The sequence below is a fragment of the Mycobacterium sp. genome, from assembly GCF_035697385.1.
In the GTDB taxonomy this organism is placed as follows: Bacteria; Actinomycetota; Actinomycetes; order Mycobacteriales; family Mycobacteriaceae; genus Mycobacterium.
Map to the genome: position 1 here is coordinate 15,506 of NZ_DASSCY010000072.1, position 17,324 is coordinate 32,829.

Consider the following 17,324-nt stretch of genomic DNA (forward strand, 5'->3'; position numbering starts at 1 on the left):
CTTTGGGAGTGACAGTTTGGTGAAACACCGCGGCGAACGCCCGGCTCCGGCGCGGTTCAATGGTCGGCTTTCGTGACAAAGGAAGGCTCCACATGAGCGCCACTACAGGGATGTTGTCGCAGGCCGAGCTCGAGGGGCTGGTGTCCGCAGGTGACATCGACACCGTGATCGTCGCCTTTTGCGATATGCAGGGCAGGCTCACCGGCAAGCGGGTGTCGGCGCGGCTGTTCGTCGAAGATGTCGCCGCGCACGGCGCCGAATGCTGCAACTACCTGCTGGCCGTCGACGTCGACATGAACACCGTCGACGGCTACGCCATCTCGAGCTGGGAGACCGGCTACGGCGACATGGTCATGACGCCGGATTTCTCCACGCTGCGGCGCATCCCATGGCTGCCCGCCACCGCATTGGTGATGGCGGATCTGTCATGGACCGACGGCAACCCCGTCACCCAGGCGCCGCGCAGCATTCTCAACCGCCAGATCGATCGGCTCGCGGAGCGCGGCCTGGTGCCTTATGTCGGCACGGAGCTGGAGTTCATGGTGTTCGACACCGGATTCCGCGAAGCGTGGACGGCCGGATATCGCGGGCTCACGCCGGCCACCGACTACAACGTGGACTACGCGATGCACGCGTCGACGCGGATGGAGCCGCTGCTGCGCGACATCCGGCTCGGAATGGACGGCGCGGGCATGTACTGCGAAGGCGTCAAGGGTGAATGCAACCTCGGTCAGCAGGAGATTGCATTCCGGTACGACCACGCGCGCGTCACCTGCGACAACCACACCATCTACCGCAACGGCGCCAAGGAGATCGCCGACCAGCACGGCAAGAGCCTGACGTTCATGGCGAAATTCGATGAACGCGAAGGCAACAGCTGCCACATCCACATCTCGCTGCGCGGCGACGACGGCGGCGCAGTGTTCGCCGATCCGGACGACGAACTCGGCATGTCGCCGATGTTCCGCAGCTTCATCGCAGGGCAGCTGGCCACGCTGCGCGAGCTGACGCTGTGCTACGCGCCGAACATCAACTCCTACAAGCGTTTTGTCGAGGGCAGCTTCGCGCCGACCGCGGTCGCGTGGGGGATGGATAACCGCACCTGCGCGGTGCGGGTCGTCGGCCACGGGCACGGCATGCGGATGGAACTGCGCGCACCCGGCGGTGACGTGAACCAGTACCTTGCGGTGTCGGCGCTCATCGCCGGTGGCCTATACGGCATCGAGCGGGAGCTCGAACTGCCAGAAGCGTTGGAGGGCAACGCCTATACCAGTGGAGCGGAACGGCTGCCGACGACGCTGGCGGAGGCGGCGGCGCTGTTCGGCAAGTCCGAAGTGGCACGTGAAGCGTTCGGCGACGACGTCGTCGAGCACTACCTCAACAATGCCCGCGTCGAGTTGAACGCATTCAACGCCGCGGTAACCGACTGGGAAAGGGTGCGTGGCTTTGAGCGGCTCTAGACCCGTACTGGGCTTGACCACCTACTTGCAGCAGGCGCAGACCGGCATCTGGGATGTACGCGCCAGCTTCCTGCCTGCGATTTACTTCGAAGGGGTGAACCTGGCCGGCGGGGTCGCGGTGCTGCTGCCACCGCAACCAGTCGACACCGAAGTGGCCTCTCGCGTGCTCGATGGACTCGACGGCTTGATCATCACCGGCGGGCGAGACGTCGATCCGGCAAGCTACGGCCACCAACGTCATCCGGCCACCGACGAGGCCGTCGGCGACACCCGGATGCGGGACGCATTCGAATTCGAGCTGGTGCGCGGTGCGATGCGGCGCGGCATGCCGGTGCTCGGCATCTGCCGTGGCGCGCAGGTGATCAACGTCGCGCTCGGCGGCACGTTGCACCAGCACCTGCCGGATGTCATCGGCCACACTCACCATCAACAAGGCAACGCCGTGTTTGCGACGTCATCGGTGCGCACCGTCCCAGGGACGCGACTGGCCTCGCTGATCGGCGAATCCTCGGATGCGCAGTGTTATCACCACCAGGCCATCGACAAGCTCGGCGACGGCCTGATCGTCAGCGCCCAGGACCCCGACGGAGTGATCGAGGCCATCGAAATCCCGGGCAACCACTTCGTTTTGGCCGTGCAATGGCACCCCGAGGAACGGCTCGATGATCTGCGGTTGTTCGCCGCGGCGGTGGAAGCGGCCTCCTCGTTCGCGACGCAGAAGGTAGGAGCATGACTTCCTCAGAACTGATCAACCCCGCGACCGAAGAGGTACTGCGCACCGTCGAGCAGACCGACGAAGCCGGCGTCGACGATGCGGTGGCGCGCGCGGTTGTGGCTCAGCGCAGTTGGGCTGGGCTGGCGCCGGCCGAGCGGGCTGCGGCGCTGCGAGCCTTCGCCGCCGCGGTCGACGCGCATACCGATGAGCTGGCCGCGCTGGAGGTCGCCAATTCCGGGCATCCGATCAGTAATGCGGAGTGGGAGGCCGGTCACGTTCGCGACGTTCTGCAGTTCTACTCCGCTAGCCCGGAGCGCTTGTCGGGCAAGCAGATTCCCGTCGCTGGCGGTCTGGATGTCACGTTCAACGAGCCGCTGGGCGTCGTCGGCATCATCACTCCGTGGAACTTCCCGATGACGATCGCCTCATGGGGATTCGCGCCCGCACTGGCCGCTGGCAACGCGGTGCTGGTGAAGCCTGCGGAGTGGACGCCGCTGACCACGATCCGGCTGGGTGAGCTGGCGGTCGAGGCCGGCCTGCCCGCGGACCTGTTCCAGGTGTTGCCTGGTAAGGGCTCGGTGGTGGGAGAGCGGTTCGTCTCCCATCCCGATGTGCGCAAGATCGTGTTCACCGGTTCGACGGAGGTCGGCACGCGGGTGATGGCCGGCGCCGCCGCGCAGGTCAAGCGGGTGACGCTGGAACTCGGCGGCAAGAGCGCGAACATCGTGTTCGACGACTGCGATCTGGAGAAGGCAGCAGCGACAGCCCCGTACGGTGTCTTCGACAACGCCGGTCAGGACTGCTGTGCGCGAAGCCGAATACTGGTGCAGCGCAACGTTTACGACCGGTTCATGGAACTGCTGGAGCCCGCCGTCAAGGCTCTGGTGGTCGGCGACCCGCGGTCCAAGGACACCGAAATGGGGCCGCTGGTGTCGAAGTCGCACTGGAGCAGTGTCGCCTCGTATGTGCCCGACGATGCACCTGTCGCGTTCCGCGGCGACGCACCGTCAGGACCGGGCTACTGGTTCCCGCCGACCGTGCTGACGCCCGCCCGCAGCGATCGCACCGTCACCGAGGAGATCTTCGGGCCGGTGGTGACGGTGCTCCCGTTCGACGACGAGGCCGACGCCATCGCGCTGGCCAACGACACCCCCTACGGCCTGTCCGGCTCGATATGGACCGATAACCTCTCGCGCGCGCTGAGGGTGTCGCGGGCGGTGGAATCCGGGAACCTGTCGGTCAATTCGCACTCGTCGGTGCGATACAACACGCCGTTCGGCGGGTTCAAGCAATCGGGGCTTGGGCGCGAGCTCGGGCCCGACGCACCGCTGTCGTTCACCGAAGCCAAGAACGTCTTTATCGCGATCGGAGAAGCTTGATGGATCTGACCCAGAGACTCGCCGGCAAGGTCGCGGTGATCACCGGCGCTGCGAGCGGAATCGGTCTCGCCGCCGGCCGGCGCATGCATGCCGAGGGCGCGACGATCGTCGTCGGCGACATCGATCCGACCGCGGGCAAGGCGGCCGCCGACGAACTCGAGGGATTGTTTGTGCCCGTTGATGTCTCGGACGAAGCCGCCGTCGACGCGTTGTTCGACAGTGCGGCCGAGGCCTACGGGTCGGTCGACATCGCCTTCAACAACGCGGGCATATCGCCGCCAGAGGATGATGTCATCGAGAACACCGAGCTACCCGCGTGGCAGAAGGTTCAGGACATCAACCTCAAATCGGTGTACCTGTCGTGCCGGGCCGCGCTGCGGCACATGGTGCCCGCCAAGAAGGGCTCGATCATCAACACCGCGTCGTTCGTGGCGGTGATGGGGTCGGCGACATCGCAGATTTCCTACACCGCCTCCAAGGGCGGCGTGCTGGCCATGTCGCGTGAGCTCGGTGTGCAGTACGCGCGCAGCGGGATTCGCGTCAATGCGTTGTGCCCTGGCCCCGTGAACACCCCGCTACTGCAGGAACTGTTCGCCAAGGACCCGGAGCGGGCAGCGCGCCGGCTCGTGCACGTGCCGATCGGCCGCTTCGCTGAGCCAGAGGAGCTCGCCGCCGCGGTGGCCTTCCTGGCCAGCGACGACGCATCGTTCATCACCGGCTCGACGTTTCTGGTCGACGGCGGCATCAGCGGCCACTACGTCACGCCGATCTAAATGTCTGCAGCACCGGAGGGCAGGAGCGAAGCGACCCGGGAATTGGTTGCGGATGTCCCGCTGGCCAGCGACGCCCTGCTGCGCCCGGTGCGACCCGGGAACGCCTTCGAAGACACCGTGGGGCGGCTGCTGCAGACCATTCGGCTCGGCTTGCTGCAGCCCGGCGAATCGCTGCCGCCGGAGCGGGAATTGGCGTCCCGGCTAGGCGTCAGCCGCGACACCGTGCGGGAGGCGATCAAGTCGCTGTCGGACGCCGGGTATTTGGTGTCGCGACGAGGCCGCTATGGCGGCACCTTCCTCGCCGACGAACTGCCACGTCACACCGAAGACGGCCCCGGTGTGACCCGCGCCGAGATCGATGATGCGTTGCGGCTCCGCGAAATCCTCGAGGTCGGTGCGGCGAGAATGGCGGCGAGTCGCACGCTGACCGCCCCGGAGCGGGAGGTGCTGTGGTCGCGGCTGACCGACGTCCGAGGCGCAGCGCCCGATGCCTACCGCCGGCTGGACTCGCGGCTGCACCTGGCTATCGCGGAGGCGGCAGGGTCGCCGTCACTGGTGCCGCTGGTCGCCGAGAACCGGATGCGGCTCAACGGCCTGCTTGACCAGATCCCGTTGTTGCCACGCAATATCGCGCACTCCGACGAACAGCATGAGTCGATCGTCATGGCGATACTGGCCGGCGACGGTGATGGCGCCGCGACGGCAATGCGGGCACACGTCGCGGGATCCGCCGCACTCCTGCACGGCTTCCTGGACTAGCGACTTCCCGCGAGCAGACGCAGAATCGCCTTCTGCGTTGACGGTCAGGCGCGGGGCACGCCACTCGGCGAAGACAGCGGCATTGGCCATGGTGCGTCGGGGTAGGGATGGCCCGCCGTCACCAGCCATGAGCGGAACTCATCGAGCGCACCAGGCTCGGAGGCGGTAGTCGGCCAAGTGCGTCCCCATTCGCCGACCTTCACGGTTGATTTCGCGTTGAAACCTACGCCTGCGCCCTCCTGCGCGGTTTCTGGATTACATTCGAAACGTGGACGAGCCTGGGAACCTGACGCAGGTCAAGCGTGCGACATCGGCATTGGCCGACGTCGACAGCGCAACCTGGACCCAGCGGTTCGACCTGTTATCGGACCCCAACCGCCTAGAGATCTTGCTCGTCTTGCACCGCGCTCCAGGGATCTGCGTCGGCGACCTCGCCGCTGCGCTCGGCCGCTCGGAAAACGCCGTGTCCCAAGCGCTTCGCGTACTCCGTCAGCAGGGCTGGGTTAGCTCGACGCGCGTTGGACGGGCCGTCAGCTACCGGTTGGATGACGAGATTGTGCACGATCTGCTGCACTGGATCGGCGCACGGCACGGCTGACGCCGTGACAGCGGCCTTCGATTCAATGATCTTGGCGCCGGCCGATATCCATCCGTGGCGAATCCGCGAGCTTTCTTGTTGAGTTCGTCGCCGCGCTTCGCCACAGCGCCAAGATCCAGCGCGGTCGTCACCACGAGCAGCCACGGGCGCGTGACAGTTCGCAGCGGTATTGCTAACGCGAAACGGGCCCGAGGCACGCATTTGGTGCCCGGGCCCGAACGGTCGCCGGGGGTCAGAATCGACGGCTGACAACCTGGGTGTACTGGATCCTGTGCCCGCAGTCGGCGTCAACGAAGTACACCTCGGCATAGATTTCATCGACGTCTCCACCTCTGTCCTCGTCGAGGAAGCCCTTCTGGATGGGAATTGCACGGCTGTACTCGAGACCTCGAGGAGTTGCGGAAAGGTGGCCCTGTCCCGGGTACTGGCGGACGGCGATGTTCTGCCTATTGCCGTCGTCGCCGAGGATGGAATAGGTCAAGCCTGAGTAGCCCCGTTCGCCGCACGACCCGCTGTTGATGTTGTTGATGTAACCCTGGGCGTCGGGCTGCTCCATCGGATACGCGCCGTTCACGACCAACACGTAGTTGCCGGTGTTGCTCGAGTCTTCGACGATGTCCAGCGTTGCGCCGTCTTGCTGTGGAGCCGCTGTGGCGGGCGCCAGTCCCGCGGTCAGCCCGACGACAGTGGTGATCATCGCCGCACCGGCGAGCATCGAGCCGATGTGGTTGAACGTCTTCATTTCGTATTCCTTCGGTTGAGGGGCGATCGTGTGGCCAAGCGGTGGAACGCTTGTTTCAAGACACCAAGACAGACGCCGCGTGGGCACGTGGGACGCAATTTGCTGGTTGTTGCGTCCACAGGGGGCTACCGTCGTCAGTACTGTGGGGCGCCCGCGCGGGTGCCGAAAGGACACAGCCATGAGCACCGACATGACGAAGACCAGCCCGGCTGCGGTCTTGCAGCCGACGGAGCAGATGTGGCGCGAGATGTTGCCGCAACTGCAGACATTCGTACGCCGGCGGATCGCGAACCCCGACCGCGCCGACGATCTCGTCGCCGAGATCTTGCTGCGCATACACCAGAACGTGGGCTCGCTCGACGATCGGGAGCGCCTGCCGAACTGGGTGTTCCGGATCGCGCGCAACGCCATCATCGACGAGTACCGTCGGGCGGCCCGGAGCCGCGAACAGCTGACGGCCTCCCTGCAGGAGGAGCCCGTACCGCCGGAGGAGGACGAGCCGGGCGTGGTGCAGGAGCTCTCCATGTGCCTGCGTCCGATACTGGCTGGGCTGCCGGAGGAGCAGGCGGCGGCGGTGCAGATGATCGATCTCGATGGGGTGAGCCAAGCCGACGCCGCGAAGCAGGCCGGAGTCTCGTTGTCCGGCATGAAGTCGCGGGTCCAGCGTGGCCGCCGCCGACTCGCCGAGCTACTCGGACAGTGCTGCGCGCTCACCCTCGATGGCCGGGGCCAGCCGATGGACTACGAGCCACCGCCGGACTGCGGGTGCGCTGGGCGCTGACCCGCAGCCCGGTTCGGCCTTCGGTTAGGCGCAGCAGGTGCTCTCGGCGTCGTCCTGGGCAGCGCAGCTGGCCTCGCACACCGACGTGGTCGCGGCGTCCGGGTTGGCGGGGTTGTCATCGGTAACGGCGTAGAACTCCCACCATCCGAGCGGCACATCCGGCGCGGTGACAAACACCTTGTCCTGAGTCGCATGGCAGCAGACATCGCGCTCGGCGACCGTGGCTTCGAGACCGGCGGCCTCGAAACGCTGCAACGCTGACACGACTTGATCGGAACTGGCCGCCTCGACGCCCAGGTGGTTGAGTCGCTCACTGGCGCCGGGCTTTTCGATGAGCACGAGCTTCAGAGGCGGGTCTTCGACGGCGAAGTTTGCGTAGCCGTCGCGCACCTTGTGCGGCGGCACCCCGAACAACTTCTCGTAGAAGGCGGTCGCAGCGGAGACGTCCTCAACGTTGAGCGCGAGCTGAATTCGTGTGGTGGACATGGTGACTCCTTTCAGGGTCATTGATTGACACCTGTATTGACGACTGCGTGGTCGTTGGGACGCACATCGATGCGATCGTGCGTCCTTCTGAAGGTTCGGCGTCAATACATGTGAGCCACACCGGATCGACCGACAGGCTAACAACTCGAAGGAGAACCATCATGAAGAAACACACGCTGCTCAAACGAGCGACTGCTGCGGCACTGCTGTCAGCGACCCTCGCGGCACCGGCATTTGCGGGACTCACCGCAGCCACTGCCAGCGCCAGGCCGATTGAGAGCCCAAATTGCCAGGCCATCTTGCAGTCGTTTGAAAGCAGCTTGATGGTGGCCAGGGCGGCACGGCAGCAGGGCGACATGAAGGCGTATAGGGAGTACATGACGGATGCCGGCCAGGCGAAGGCGAACTACAACAGGCACTGCCTGGGGTAAGCGTTGAGCCAGGCGGGTTGTCTACTTCCCGCCTGGTTCTTCTCGTCATACCGGTTCCGATGCACGCACGACATCCGAGACAAAACCATCGAAGGAGAAGAAATCATGGCAACAGTTGCCGAAGCAGAATTCGACCGCGAGCTCAAAGCTAGGCATCGTGCGCTATGGGCGTCCGGTGACTATCCCGCCGTCGCGGCGGAACTTATCCCCGAACTCGGCCCGGAGCTGGTGCGCGCCTGCGGGATTCGAGCGGGAGACCGCGTCCTGGACGTCGCCGCAGGATCAGGCAACGCCGCCATTCCGGCTGCGGACGTCGGCGCCATTGTGACGGCAAGTGATCTGACCCCGGAGTTGTTCGGTGCCGGGCGTCAGATCGCTGCCGAGCAGGGTGTCGACCTGGAATGGGTCGAGGCTGATGCTGAGGCGTTGCCGTTCACGGACAACAGTTTCGACGTGGTGATGTCGTCTGTCGGTGCGATGTTTGCACCGCACCACCAGGCGACGGCAGACGAGCTGATCCGCGTGGTTCGGCCAGGAGGAACCATCGGAATGATCAACTGGACACCCGAGGGATTCATCGGCAACCTGTTCGCCACCATGAAGCCGTATGCGCCGCCGCCTCCACCCGGCTCCAGCCCACCGCCACTGTGGGGCGACGAGGATCACGTCCGGACATTGTTCGGTGATCGGGTCTCCGACCTGTCCGCTCGGCGCCAGATGGTCCAGATGGATCATTTTGCCGACCCGACGGAGTTCCGGGAGTACTGGAAGCGCAACTACGGCCCGACGATCAGTGTCTACCGGTTCAACGAGGATCAACCGGACCGTCTCGAGGAGCTCGACCGGGACTTCCTGGCCTTCCTCACCGAGTGGAACCGAGGCGCCGACGGCCACGCCGTATGGGACGCTGAGTATCTGTTGGTTACCGCAATCAAGCGGTAGGGCGACACCGGCACCGACCCGGAGCGCGAACGTTCCTTACCGCTCGAAAGATCGCCGAGATATCGGGCGGTACGGAACGTTCGCCGGGTCATTTCGCCTGAATATCTGTTCATCTAGACAGATGAGATGTGCCCGCATAGGGTCGACCCGTGACCGTCGTCGAGCTGCCCGAAGCGACCGTTTCCAAGCGACTCGACCGAACCGACTGGACGACGATCGCCGCGATGGGCGGAATCGTCCTGGCGCTCCACATATTCGGGTGGGGAGTACTGGTACTCGGGGTGGCGCCACAGCACATCACACTCGGATCGGCGGGTGTCTTCGGCGTCGGACTCGGCGTGACCGCCTACCTGCTCGGCGTCCGGCACGCCTTTGACGCCGACCACATCGCGGTCATCGACAACACCACCCGCAAGCTGGTCGGGGAGGGAACACGCTCGCTGTCCGCCGGATTCTGGTTCTCGCTGGGCCACTCCAGCGTCGTGTTCGGGCTGGCTTTCCTGTTGGCGATCGGCGTGCGGGCAGTCGTCGGACCCGTGCAGGACGAGGGCTCGCCCATGCTGCAGACGCTCGGCCTGGTGGGCTCTCTCGTCGCAGGCACCTTCCTCATTCTGATCGGGTTGACCAACCTGTTTGCGGTGGTGGGCATCGCCAAGGTGTTCCGCCGGATGCGCAGCGGCGACTTCGACGAGGCCGAACTCGAACGGCAACTCGAGAACCGCGGCTTTCTCGCGCGGCTACTCGGGCGGGTCATGCGCCGCGTCAGCAAGCCGTGGCACCTCTACCCGGTCGGGCTGCTGATGGGCCTGGGGTTCGACACGGCCACGCAAGTGGCACTGCTGGTGCTGGCCGCGGGAACGGCCGCGTTCACACTGCCCTGGTACGCCATCCTGGTCCTGCCGGTGCTGTTCGCGGCCGGCATGAGCCTGTTCGATGCGCTCGACGGCATCTTCATGTCACGGGCCTACGGCTGGGCGTTCCTCAAGCCGATCCGCAAGGTGTACTACAACCTGACCGTTACGGTGCTGTCGGTGGTCGTCGCCCTGGTCATCGGCGTCATCGTGCTCGCCGGCCTGGTGGCTGACCGCCTCGGCATCGACTCGGGTCCACTGGCTGCCATCGGATCAGCGAACCTGGAGTTCGTCGGCTTCATGATCGTCGGGATATTCGTCGCGGCGTGGGTGATCGCCATCGCGGTTTGGCATTTCGGGCAGGTCGAAAAACGCTGGGCGCCAGAGGCTTCCAGCTAGCTAGTGCCTGCGAGACGGTGGCCAGGGCGGCTCGCCGCACAGCGCCAGTAGGGCGTTCTCGATCACCTCGGGCAGCGCCGGATGGATCCAGTACTGGCCACGGGCCATGTCCTGCGCGGGCAGGTCGAAGGCCATCGCCTGGATCACCGGCTGAATCAACGACGACGCCTGATGGCCCATGATGTGCGCGCCAAGGATCAGCCCGGTGTCATCATCGACAATGATCTTCGCGATGCCGGTGGTGTCCTCCATCGCCCAGCCATAGGCGACATCGGCGAAGTCCTGGATCTTCACCTTGAGGTTGAAACCTTTTGCCCGGGCCTCGTTTTCGGTCAGCCCAACGCTGGCGATCTGCGGGTCGGTGAACACCGCCGACGGCACATAGCGGTGGCTCGACGGCATCAGCGCCTCGGTGTCGTCCCAATCCTGCAGCAGGTTGTGCCTGACGACGCGAGCCTCGTGGTTGGCGACATGCTTGAGCTGGTAATCCGACGACACGTCGCCGAGCGCGAAAATGCCACGCGCCGTAGTGCGCTGGAACTCGTCGACGACCACCTGGCCGCCTGCCGTCACCTTGACACCCGCCTGGTCGGCGTCGAGGAGGTCGCCGTTGGGCACGCGGCCCGTCGCCACCAGTAGCGTGTCACCCCGCAGCGTCGAGCCGTCGTTGCACCGGATCTCGACACCGTCGCCAAGCTTGCGGGCGTCGACCACCTCGTGGTGACTGTGGATCTCCCACTTCTTGGATGCGATGTCGGTGAAGCGCATCGCGATGTCGTCGTCGTGGCCACGCAACAATGCGCTGCCCCGGATCATCAGCGTCACATGGCTTCCCAGCGCCGAGAAGATGTGTGCGAACTCGCATGCCACGAACCCGCCGCCGACGATGATGAGGTGCTCGGGCACGTCGGCGATCCGCATTATCGTGTCGCTGGTGTGGTGGGGAACCCCGCATTCGGCGATGGCGTTGGGAACCACGGCGCGGGAACCGGCCGCGATGACAACCTGGTCGGCGGTGAACTCGTCGCCCTCATCGGTGCGCAGCGTGTAGCGGCCATCGGAGCGAGTGGGCCCGAATCGCGCGTGGCTGGCGAACACCTCGACGTTCGGGGAGGAGCGCCGATAGTTGTCGCCGCCCACCGAGAGCGGGTCGATCCTGCCGAAGACCCGCGAGACGATGTCACCCCACCGGACACCGTCGACGTGGGCGTCGACCCCGTATTGCGCTGAACCCCTGGCACTTTGAGCCACTTCAGCGGCGTAGACGAACATCTTGGTCGGTATGCAGCCGACGTTGAGGCAGGTACCGCCGAACACACCCTTTTCGCAGACCGCCACCCGCTTGTCGACGTAACGTTCGTCGAGGATGGAGTTGCCCGAGCCCGTGCCGATGATCGCGATGTCGAAGTGGGTCATGTGATCATCCTCGTTCGGGTTGTGGTGCGGCGCCTGCGGTTTCGGTCTCGGCAAGGTAGGAATCCAACCAGCGGCCTAATTCGCGATAGGCCATCTGCCGTGCATCCGCGATGGACAGGAACACGTCATGCTTGGCATCGGCGATCGGCACTATGGTGCTGCGGTTTCCGATGCATCCGGCCCACCGCGCGATCTGTTTGACATCGAGCACCGCGTCGCCACGCTGGATGATGTCCGGATCGCTGACTTCGCGCACGCTGCGGTCCGACCGGAGGATCAGATTGGGCACGCCGACGTCCAGGCCGCGATGCAGTTTGGCGTGGCCTCGCCGGATCGCATGTATCCAGCCGAAGGTGACGGGAAAGCCGCCGATCGGCTTCAGCTTCAGGTCGTAATCGAAGTCGCCGGCATAGTCGCGGTGCAACGTCGCGCCGTAACCCCCACCTTCGGTGGGCGGGCGCACCACCGAGCGTTTGCGGAATCGCGACATCGCACCGATCGCGGCCGCGGCGGGAGGGGTGCGCAGTATCGCGGGGCCCTGCAAATCCAGCCACGGGCTGTTGAGCACCAGGCCCGTGACGTGTTTGCGCTCCGTCGCCCCGCGACTGCGTAACCGGTCCAGCCACAGCGACACGATCAGTCCGCCTGCGGAGTGCCCGTAGACGAGGACCTTCGCCGAAGACACGCCGGCGATGACGTCGAGGGCTCGCTCTAGCTCGGCGTCGTATCGCGCCAGGTCGGTGGTGAAGTGCGGGGTCTGGTCGTCGCGCCATGAGCGACCACATTTGTGCAGGTCAATCGCATAGAACGCAAAACCGCGGGCCGCGAACTGGTCGGCCAGTTCGGTGTTGAAGAAGTAATCGGTGAACCCGTGCACCATCAGGACTGCGCGGGTTGCGGAGGGATCGGGCTCACCGCGACGCACCAGCGTGGCGACGAGTTCGCCTTCGCCGTCGGGATCCGGTCCGAGCGCAAAGATCTGCTGCCAGTAGCCCGGCAGCACGTCAGGCTCCCATTCAGGCACGATAGCTACCTTAATCGGCGCTGCGGCGGGGATGGACGGCAGAGGCGGTCGGACGGTTAGGTCCGACGACGGCGGGATAACCTGGGCATCGGTAGGCCGTGACAAGCGGACCGCTCGACCCCGAAGGACCAACGATCCGGTGCCAGACGTAGCCACGACCAGGACCGACGTCGTGCTCGTGGGTGCGGGCATCATGAGCGCCACGCTGGGGGCGCTGTTGCGGCTGGTGGAGCCGGACTGGTCGATCACGCTGGTCGAGCGCCTCGACGGCGCGGCCGCCGAGAGCAGCGATCCGTGGAACAACGCCGGCACGGGACATTCGGCGCTTTGCGAGCTGAACTACACCCCCCAGCTACCCGACGGCTCGATCGACATCAGCAAGGCCGTCCGAGTCAACGAGCAGTTCCAGGTCTCCCGGCAGTTCTGGGCATACGCGGTGCAAAACGGGCTGGTGTCCGACCCGCGCAGCTTCCTCAATCCGATTCCACACGTCAGTTTCGTGCACGGCCCCGCCAACGTCGACTATCTCAAGCGTCGCCATGAGGCGCTGGTGGGCAATCCGCTATTCGCATCATCGGAGTTCATCGACGACGAAAACGAGTTCGCTCGACGGCTTCCGCTGATGGCTCAAAGGCGCGACTTCTCGGACCCGGTGGCGCTGAACTGGACACACGATGGCACCGACGTCGACTTCGGTTCACTGACGCGCCAATTGATCGGCTACGCGGCGCAGCGAGGCATGACCACGCTGTTCGGCAACGAGGTGCGCAAGCTCCGTCAGGAAGCCGACGGCACGTGGACGCTGAAGGTCGTCAATGGCCGCACCCGGCAGACGCGCAAGCTCAACGCGAAGTTCGTGTTTGTGGGGGCCGGCGGCGGCGCCCTGAACCTCCTGCAGGAAGCAGGCATGAAGGAGGCCAAGGGCTTTGGCGGATTTCCGGTGGGCGGCAAGTTCCTGCGCACCGACAACCCCATGCTGACCGCAGCGCATCAGGCCAAGGTGTACGGCCTACCACCTTTGGGTGCGCCGCCGATGTCGGTGCCGCATCTGGACACGCGGGTGATCAACGGTAAGCCCTGGCTGCTGTTCGGACCGTTCGCCGGCTGGTCGCCGAAGTTCTTGAAACAGGGCGACATCACCGACCTGCCGGAGTCGGTGACCCCGAACAACCTCGCATCGATCGTCAACGTCGGGCTCACTCAATGGGGTCTGGTGCGATACCTGATCGGCCAGCTGCTGCTGTCGGATGCCGAACGCGTCGCCGCGCTGCGCGAATTCGCCCCCAGCGCAGATGATTCCGACTGGGAATTGAACGTCGCCGGGCAGCGGGTTCAAGTCATCTGTAGCGCCAAGGGCAAGGGCGTACTCGATTTCGGCACGACGGTGCTGTCCGCCGCCGACGGCAGCATCGCCGGACTGCTTGGTGCCTCGCCAGGAGCATCGATCGCGGTCCCCGCGATGCTCGAGGTGATGGAACGTTGCTTTTCCGACCGCTATCGGGCGTGGCTGCCCAAACTCAAGGAGATGGTTCCGTCGCTGGGCACCGAACTTTCCAATGAGCCGTCGTTATTCGAGGAGGTGTGGTCCTGGGGCACCAAGGTGCTCAAGCTGGGCCAGCCCGCCCATGACCGTGCGGCGGTGGCTTCCGAATGACGGTCGCGCTGCGCCGCAGCTGGGCCAAGGACCTCGACGCCGCGACGCTCTACGAGCTCCTCAAGCTGCGGGTCGAGGTGTTCGTTGTCGAGCAGGCCACCCCATATCCGGAGCTGGACGGTCGTGATCTGCTGGCCGAGACCCGCCACTTCTGGCTCGAAGGACCCGACGGCGAAGTCATCTCGACGTTGCGGCTGATGGAAGAACATCCCGGGGGGCAGAAGGGGTTTCGCATCGGGCGGGTGTGTACCAAGCGCAATGCTCGCGGACACGGTCACACCACCCGGCTGATGCAGGCCGCGCTGGCCGAGGTCGGCGATTACCCCTGCCGCATCAACGCGCAGACCTATCTGGAGGAGATGTACAGCCACCACGGATTCGTCCGTGACGGTGAGGAATTCCTCGACGACGGAATCCCGCATGTGCCGATGGTGAAGCCATGAGTGCTGCTTATCCGTTCAGCGCGATTGTCGGCCATGACCGCCTTCGGCTGGCGCTGCTGTTGTGCGCGGTGCGGCCCGAGATCGGTGGAGTGCTGATCCGCGGCGAAAAAGGCACCGCGAAATCCACTGCGGTGCGCGGGCTGGCCACGGTGTTGCACGCGGTCGACGGCGCGTCGTTGGTCGAGTTGCCTATCGGGGCCACGGAGGACCGGGTGGTCGGGTCGCTGGACCTGCAGAAGGTGCTGCGCGACGGCGAACATGCCTTCTCGCCTGGACTGTTGGGCCGCGCCCACGGCGGCGTGCTCTACGTCGACGAGGTCAACCTGCTGCATGACCATCTTGTCGACGTGCTGCTTGACGCCGCGGCAATGGGCCGGGTGTATGTCGAACGCGACGGTGTCTCGCACAGCCACGAGGCCCGCTTCGTGCTGATCGGCACCATGAATCCCGAAGAGGGCGAACTGCGCCCGCAGCTCTTGGACCGGTTCGGGCTGACGGTCGACGTGCACGCATCCCGCGACGTCGATGTCCGGGTCGATGTCATTCGGCAGCGGATGGCGTTCGAGGCCGATCCCGCTGGATTTGCCGAGCGATACGCCGAGGTCGATTCGGAGCTGGCTCGCCGCATCGCGGGAGCCAGGGCATCGATCAGCTCGGTGGTCTTGCCGGACAGCGAGTTACGGCGAATCGCGGCTCTGTGCGCGGCCTTCGACGTCGACGGGATGCGGGCTGATCTGGTGGTGGCACGCACGGCCGTCGCGCACGCCGCCTGGCGTGGCGTGTCTGCGGTGGAGGAGGAGGACATTCGGGTGGCCGCCGAACTCGCGCTGCCGCACCGGCGTCGCCGAGACCCATTCGACGACCCAGGGCTTGATCAGGACCAGCTCGACGAGGCGATGGCTCAAGCCGGGGAATCGGCCGACGACCCGCCGCCGGAACCGGACCCGGAACCGGACCCGCCAGGCGGCGGTGAAGCTTCCGGGAATGGGGCTGATGGCGCTGCAGCGCAACATAATTCAAGCTCTCACTCGAGGCCGAGCGCGGCGCCATCGCCGGTGTTTCGGACGCGGGCGCTCGTCGTTCCCGGGGTGGGGGAGGGTGCGCCGGGTCGCCGGTCGCGGGCGCGCAACCGCACCGGAAAGGCGATCTCACCGACCGTCGACCCTGGCGCCGGCCATGGCGTGCACATCTTCGGGACACTACTGGCCGCCGCCGGTCGCCAACGGCGCGCCGGCCGGCCGCGTCCTGAACCGGACGACGTGCGTCGCGCGATAAGGGAAGGCCGCGAAGGCAATCTGGTGATCTTCGTCGTCGACGCATCGGGTTCAATGGCGGCGCGCGACCGAATGTCGGCGGTCAGCGGTGCGGCACTGTCACTGCTGCGCGACGCGTACCAACGCCGCGACAAGGTGGCTGTGATTACGTTCCGTCAGCAGGAAGCCCAGCTGTTATTGCCGCCGACTTCGTCGGTGCATATCGCGAGCCGCCGGCTGGCCCGATTCGACACCGGCGGGAAAACACCTCTGGCGCAGGGACTTCTGGCAGCCCGTGATGTGGTGCTGCGCGAGAAGGCGCGTGATCGGGCGCGGCGAAGCCTGGTCGTCGTGCTCACCGACGGGCGCGCGACGGGCGGGCCGGACCCGTTGGGGCGGGCGCGGATGGCCGCCGCCCGGCTGTATGCCGAAGGCACCGCAGCCGTGGTCGTGGACTGCGAAACCTCGTATGTGCGACTCGGTTTGGCAGAGCGGCTCGCTGACCACCTCGGTGCTCCCTCGGTGCGGCTGGCGCAGCTGCGGGCCGATGGCCTGACGGCCGTCGTCAAAACACAAGCGGCGTAAGGGGAGTCCGATGCCACAGGGCCAACCGCTGACCGTTCCCGAAGACGGCCTGACCACGCGTGTTCGTCGTAACGCCCCACTGCTCGCGGTGCATACCGGCGCCGGCAAGGGCAAGTCGACGGCAGCGTTCGGAATGGCATTGCGCGCCTGGAACCAAGGATTCGACGTCGCGGTGTTCCAGTTCGTCAAGAGTGCCAAGTGGAAGGTGGGCGAGGAGGCGGTATTCCGCGAACTCGGCCGTCTGCACGACGAACACGGAGTCGGCGGTCCTGTCGAATGGCACAAGATGGGTTCGGGCTGGTCGTGGTCGCGCAAGCACGGCACCGACGTCGACCATGCAGGCGCCGCCGCCGACGGCTGGGCTGAGATCAAGCGCAGGCTGGCCGAGCAGCGCCATGACTTCTATGTGCTCGACGAGTTCACCTATCCGATGAAGTGGGGATGGGTCGACGTCGATGACGTGATCGCGACCTTGACGGGTAGGCCCGGAACTCAGCACGTCGTCATCACCGGCCGCGATGCGCCGCAGTCGCTGGTCGACGCCGCCGACTTGGTCACCGAGATGACGAAGGTCAAGCACCCGATGGATGTGGGCCGCAAGGGCCAGAAGGGTATCGAATGGTGAGTACGCGG

At 65.6% G+C, this 17,324-nt stretch carries 18 protein-coding genes; 14 read left to right on the top strand and 4 right to left on the bottom strand.

The window, feature by feature from the left end; translation table 11 throughout:
• Window positions 1-92: 92 nt before the first annotated feature.
• From VFH65_RS06825 to VFH65_RS06850, 6 genes are all read left to right on the top strand, one after another.
• A complete protein-coding gene (locus VFH65_RS06825; protein ID WP_353320396.1) occupies window positions 93-1,460 on the top strand; it encodes a glutamine synthetase family protein in 1,368 nt (455 codons plus the stop codon).
• A complete protein-coding gene (locus VFH65_RS06830; RefSeq protein ID WP_414688371.1) occupies window positions 1,447-2,193 on the top strand; it encodes a gamma-glutamyl-gamma-aminobutyrate hydrolase family protein in 747 nt (248 codons plus the stop codon). Before VFH65_RS06825 ends, VFH65_RS06830 begins: the two co-directional genes overlap by 14 nt.
• Window positions 2,190-3,554 (top strand): aldehyde dehydrogenase family protein, encoded by a 1,365-nt coding sequence (locus VFH65_RS06835; protein ID WP_353320398.1) that lies wholly within the window; start codon window positions 2,190-2,192, stop codon window positions 3,552-3,554. The genes VFH65_RS06830 and VFH65_RS06835 overlap by 4 nt, the downstream gene beginning before the upstream one ends.
• Entirely contained in the window at window positions 3,551-4,327 is a 777-nt protein-coding gene (locus VFH65_RS06840) for a 3-oxoacyl-ACP reductase (protein ID WP_353320399.1), read from the top strand. Before VFH65_RS06835 ends, VFH65_RS06840 begins: the two co-directional genes overlap by 4 nt.
• The gene (locus VFH65_RS06845) at window positions 4,328-5,086 is read left to right on the top strand and encodes a FadR/GntR family transcriptional regulator (RefSeq protein WP_353320400.1); all 759 of its coding nucleotides are present in this window, start codon (window positions 4,328-4,330) and stop codon (window positions 5,084-5,086) included.
• A gap of 268 nt (window positions 5,087-5,354) precedes the next feature.
• Window positions 5,355-5,684 (top strand): ArsR/SmtB family transcription factor, encoded by a 330-nt coding sequence (locus tag VFH65_RS06850; protein ID WP_353320401.1) that lies wholly within the window; start codon window positions 5,355-5,357, stop codon window positions 5,682-5,684.
• Between the two features lie 232 nt (window positions 5,685-5,916).
• Here VFH65_RS06850 and VFH65_RS06855 read toward each other — a convergent pair whose 3' ends face one another.
• A complete protein-coding gene (locus VFH65_RS06855; RefSeq protein ID WP_353320402.1) occupies window positions 5,917-6,426 on the bottom strand; it encodes a hypothetical protein in 510 nt (169 codons plus the stop codon).
• 178 nt (window positions 6,427-6,604) lie between these two features.
• On the opposite strand from VFH65_RS06855, the gene VFH65_RS06860 reads away from it, so the two are divergent.
• A complete protein-coding gene (locus VFH65_RS06860) occupies window positions 6,605-7,207 on the top strand; it encodes a sigma-70 family RNA polymerase sigma factor (RefSeq protein WP_353320403.1) in 603 nt (200 codons plus the stop codon).
• Window positions 7,208-7,231: 24 nt separating this feature from the next.
• On the opposite strand, the gene VFH65_RS06865 is transcribed toward VFH65_RS06860, so the two are convergent.
• Complete coding sequence (locus VFH65_RS06865; protein ID WP_353320404.1) at window positions 7,232-7,693, bottom strand: ArsI/CadI family heavy metal resistance metalloenzyme; 462 nt, start codon at window positions 7,691-7,693, stop codon at window positions 7,232-7,234.
• 161 nt (window positions 7,694-7,854) lie between these two features.
• Between VFH65_RS06865 and VFH65_RS06870 the strand changes: the two genes are divergently transcribed.
• The 3 genes from VFH65_RS06870 to VFH65_RS06880 all read left to right on the top strand — a co-directional run bounded on the left by VFH65_RS06870 (window position 7,855) and on the right by VFH65_RS06880 (window position 10,316).
• Window positions 7,855-8,124, top strand: coding sequence for a hypothetical protein (locus VFH65_RS06870; RefSeq protein WP_353320405.1), 270 nt, complete (start codon window positions 7,855-7,857; stop codon window positions 8,122-8,124).
• Window positions 8,125-8,229: 105 nt separating this feature from the next.
• A complete protein-coding gene (locus VFH65_RS06875) occupies window positions 8,230-9,066 on the top strand; it encodes a class I SAM-dependent methyltransferase (RefSeq protein WP_353320406.1) in 837 nt (278 codons plus the stop codon).
• 149 nt (window positions 9,067-9,215) lie between these two features.
• The gene (locus VFH65_RS06880; RefSeq protein ID WP_353320407.1) at window positions 9,216-10,316 is read left to right on the top strand and encodes a HoxN/HupN/NixA family nickel/cobalt transporter; all 1,101 of its coding nucleotides are present in this window, start codon (window positions 9,216-9,218) and stop codon (window positions 10,314-10,316) included.
• On the opposite strand, the gene mtr is transcribed toward VFH65_RS06880, so the two are convergent.
• Window positions 10,317-11,732 (bottom strand): mycothione reductase, encoded by a 1,416-nt coding sequence (gene mtr, locus VFH65_RS06885; protein WP_353320408.1) that lies wholly within the window; start codon window positions 11,730-11,732, stop codon window positions 10,317-10,319.
• Window positions 11,733-11,736: 4 nt separating this feature from the next.
• Window positions 11,737-12,756 carry an alpha/beta hydrolase gene (locus tag VFH65_RS06890; protein WP_353320409.1) on the bottom strand — a complete coding sequence of 340 codons (1,020 nt, stop codon included), beginning with the start codon at window positions 12,754-12,756 and terminating at the stop codon, window positions 11,737-11,739.
• Between the two features lie 193 nt (window positions 12,757-12,949).
• On the opposite strand from VFH65_RS06890, the gene mqo reads away from it, so the two are divergent.
• The 4 genes from mqo to cobO are packed head-to-tail and all read left to right on the top strand — an operon-like array spanning window position 12,950 to window position 17,316.
• Complete coding sequence (gene mqo, locus VFH65_RS06895) at window positions 12,950-14,410, top strand: malate dehydrogenase (quinone) (protein ID WP_414688372.1); 1,461 nt, start codon at window positions 12,950-12,952, stop codon at window positions 14,408-14,410.
• Window positions 14,407-14,853, top strand: coding sequence for a GNAT family N-acetyltransferase (locus tag VFH65_RS06900; RefSeq protein WP_353320411.1), 447 nt, complete (start codon window positions 14,407-14,409; stop codon window positions 14,851-14,853). The genes mqo and VFH65_RS06900 overlap by 4 nt, the downstream gene beginning before the upstream one ends.
• Entirely contained in the window at window positions 14,850-16,691 is a 1,842-nt protein-coding gene (locus tag VFH65_RS06905) for a magnesium chelatase subunit D family protein (RefSeq protein ID WP_353320412.1), read from the top strand. The genes VFH65_RS06900 and VFH65_RS06905 overlap by 4 nt, the downstream gene beginning before the upstream one ends.
• 10 nt (window positions 16,692-16,701) lie before the next feature.
• Window positions 16,702-17,316 (top strand): cob(I)yrinic acid a,c-diamide adenosyltransferase, encoded by a 615-nt coding sequence (gene cobO / locus VFH65_RS06910; protein ID WP_353320413.1) that lies wholly within the window; start codon window positions 16,702-16,704, stop codon window positions 17,314-17,316.
• Window positions 17,317-17,324: the final 8 nt, after the last annotated feature.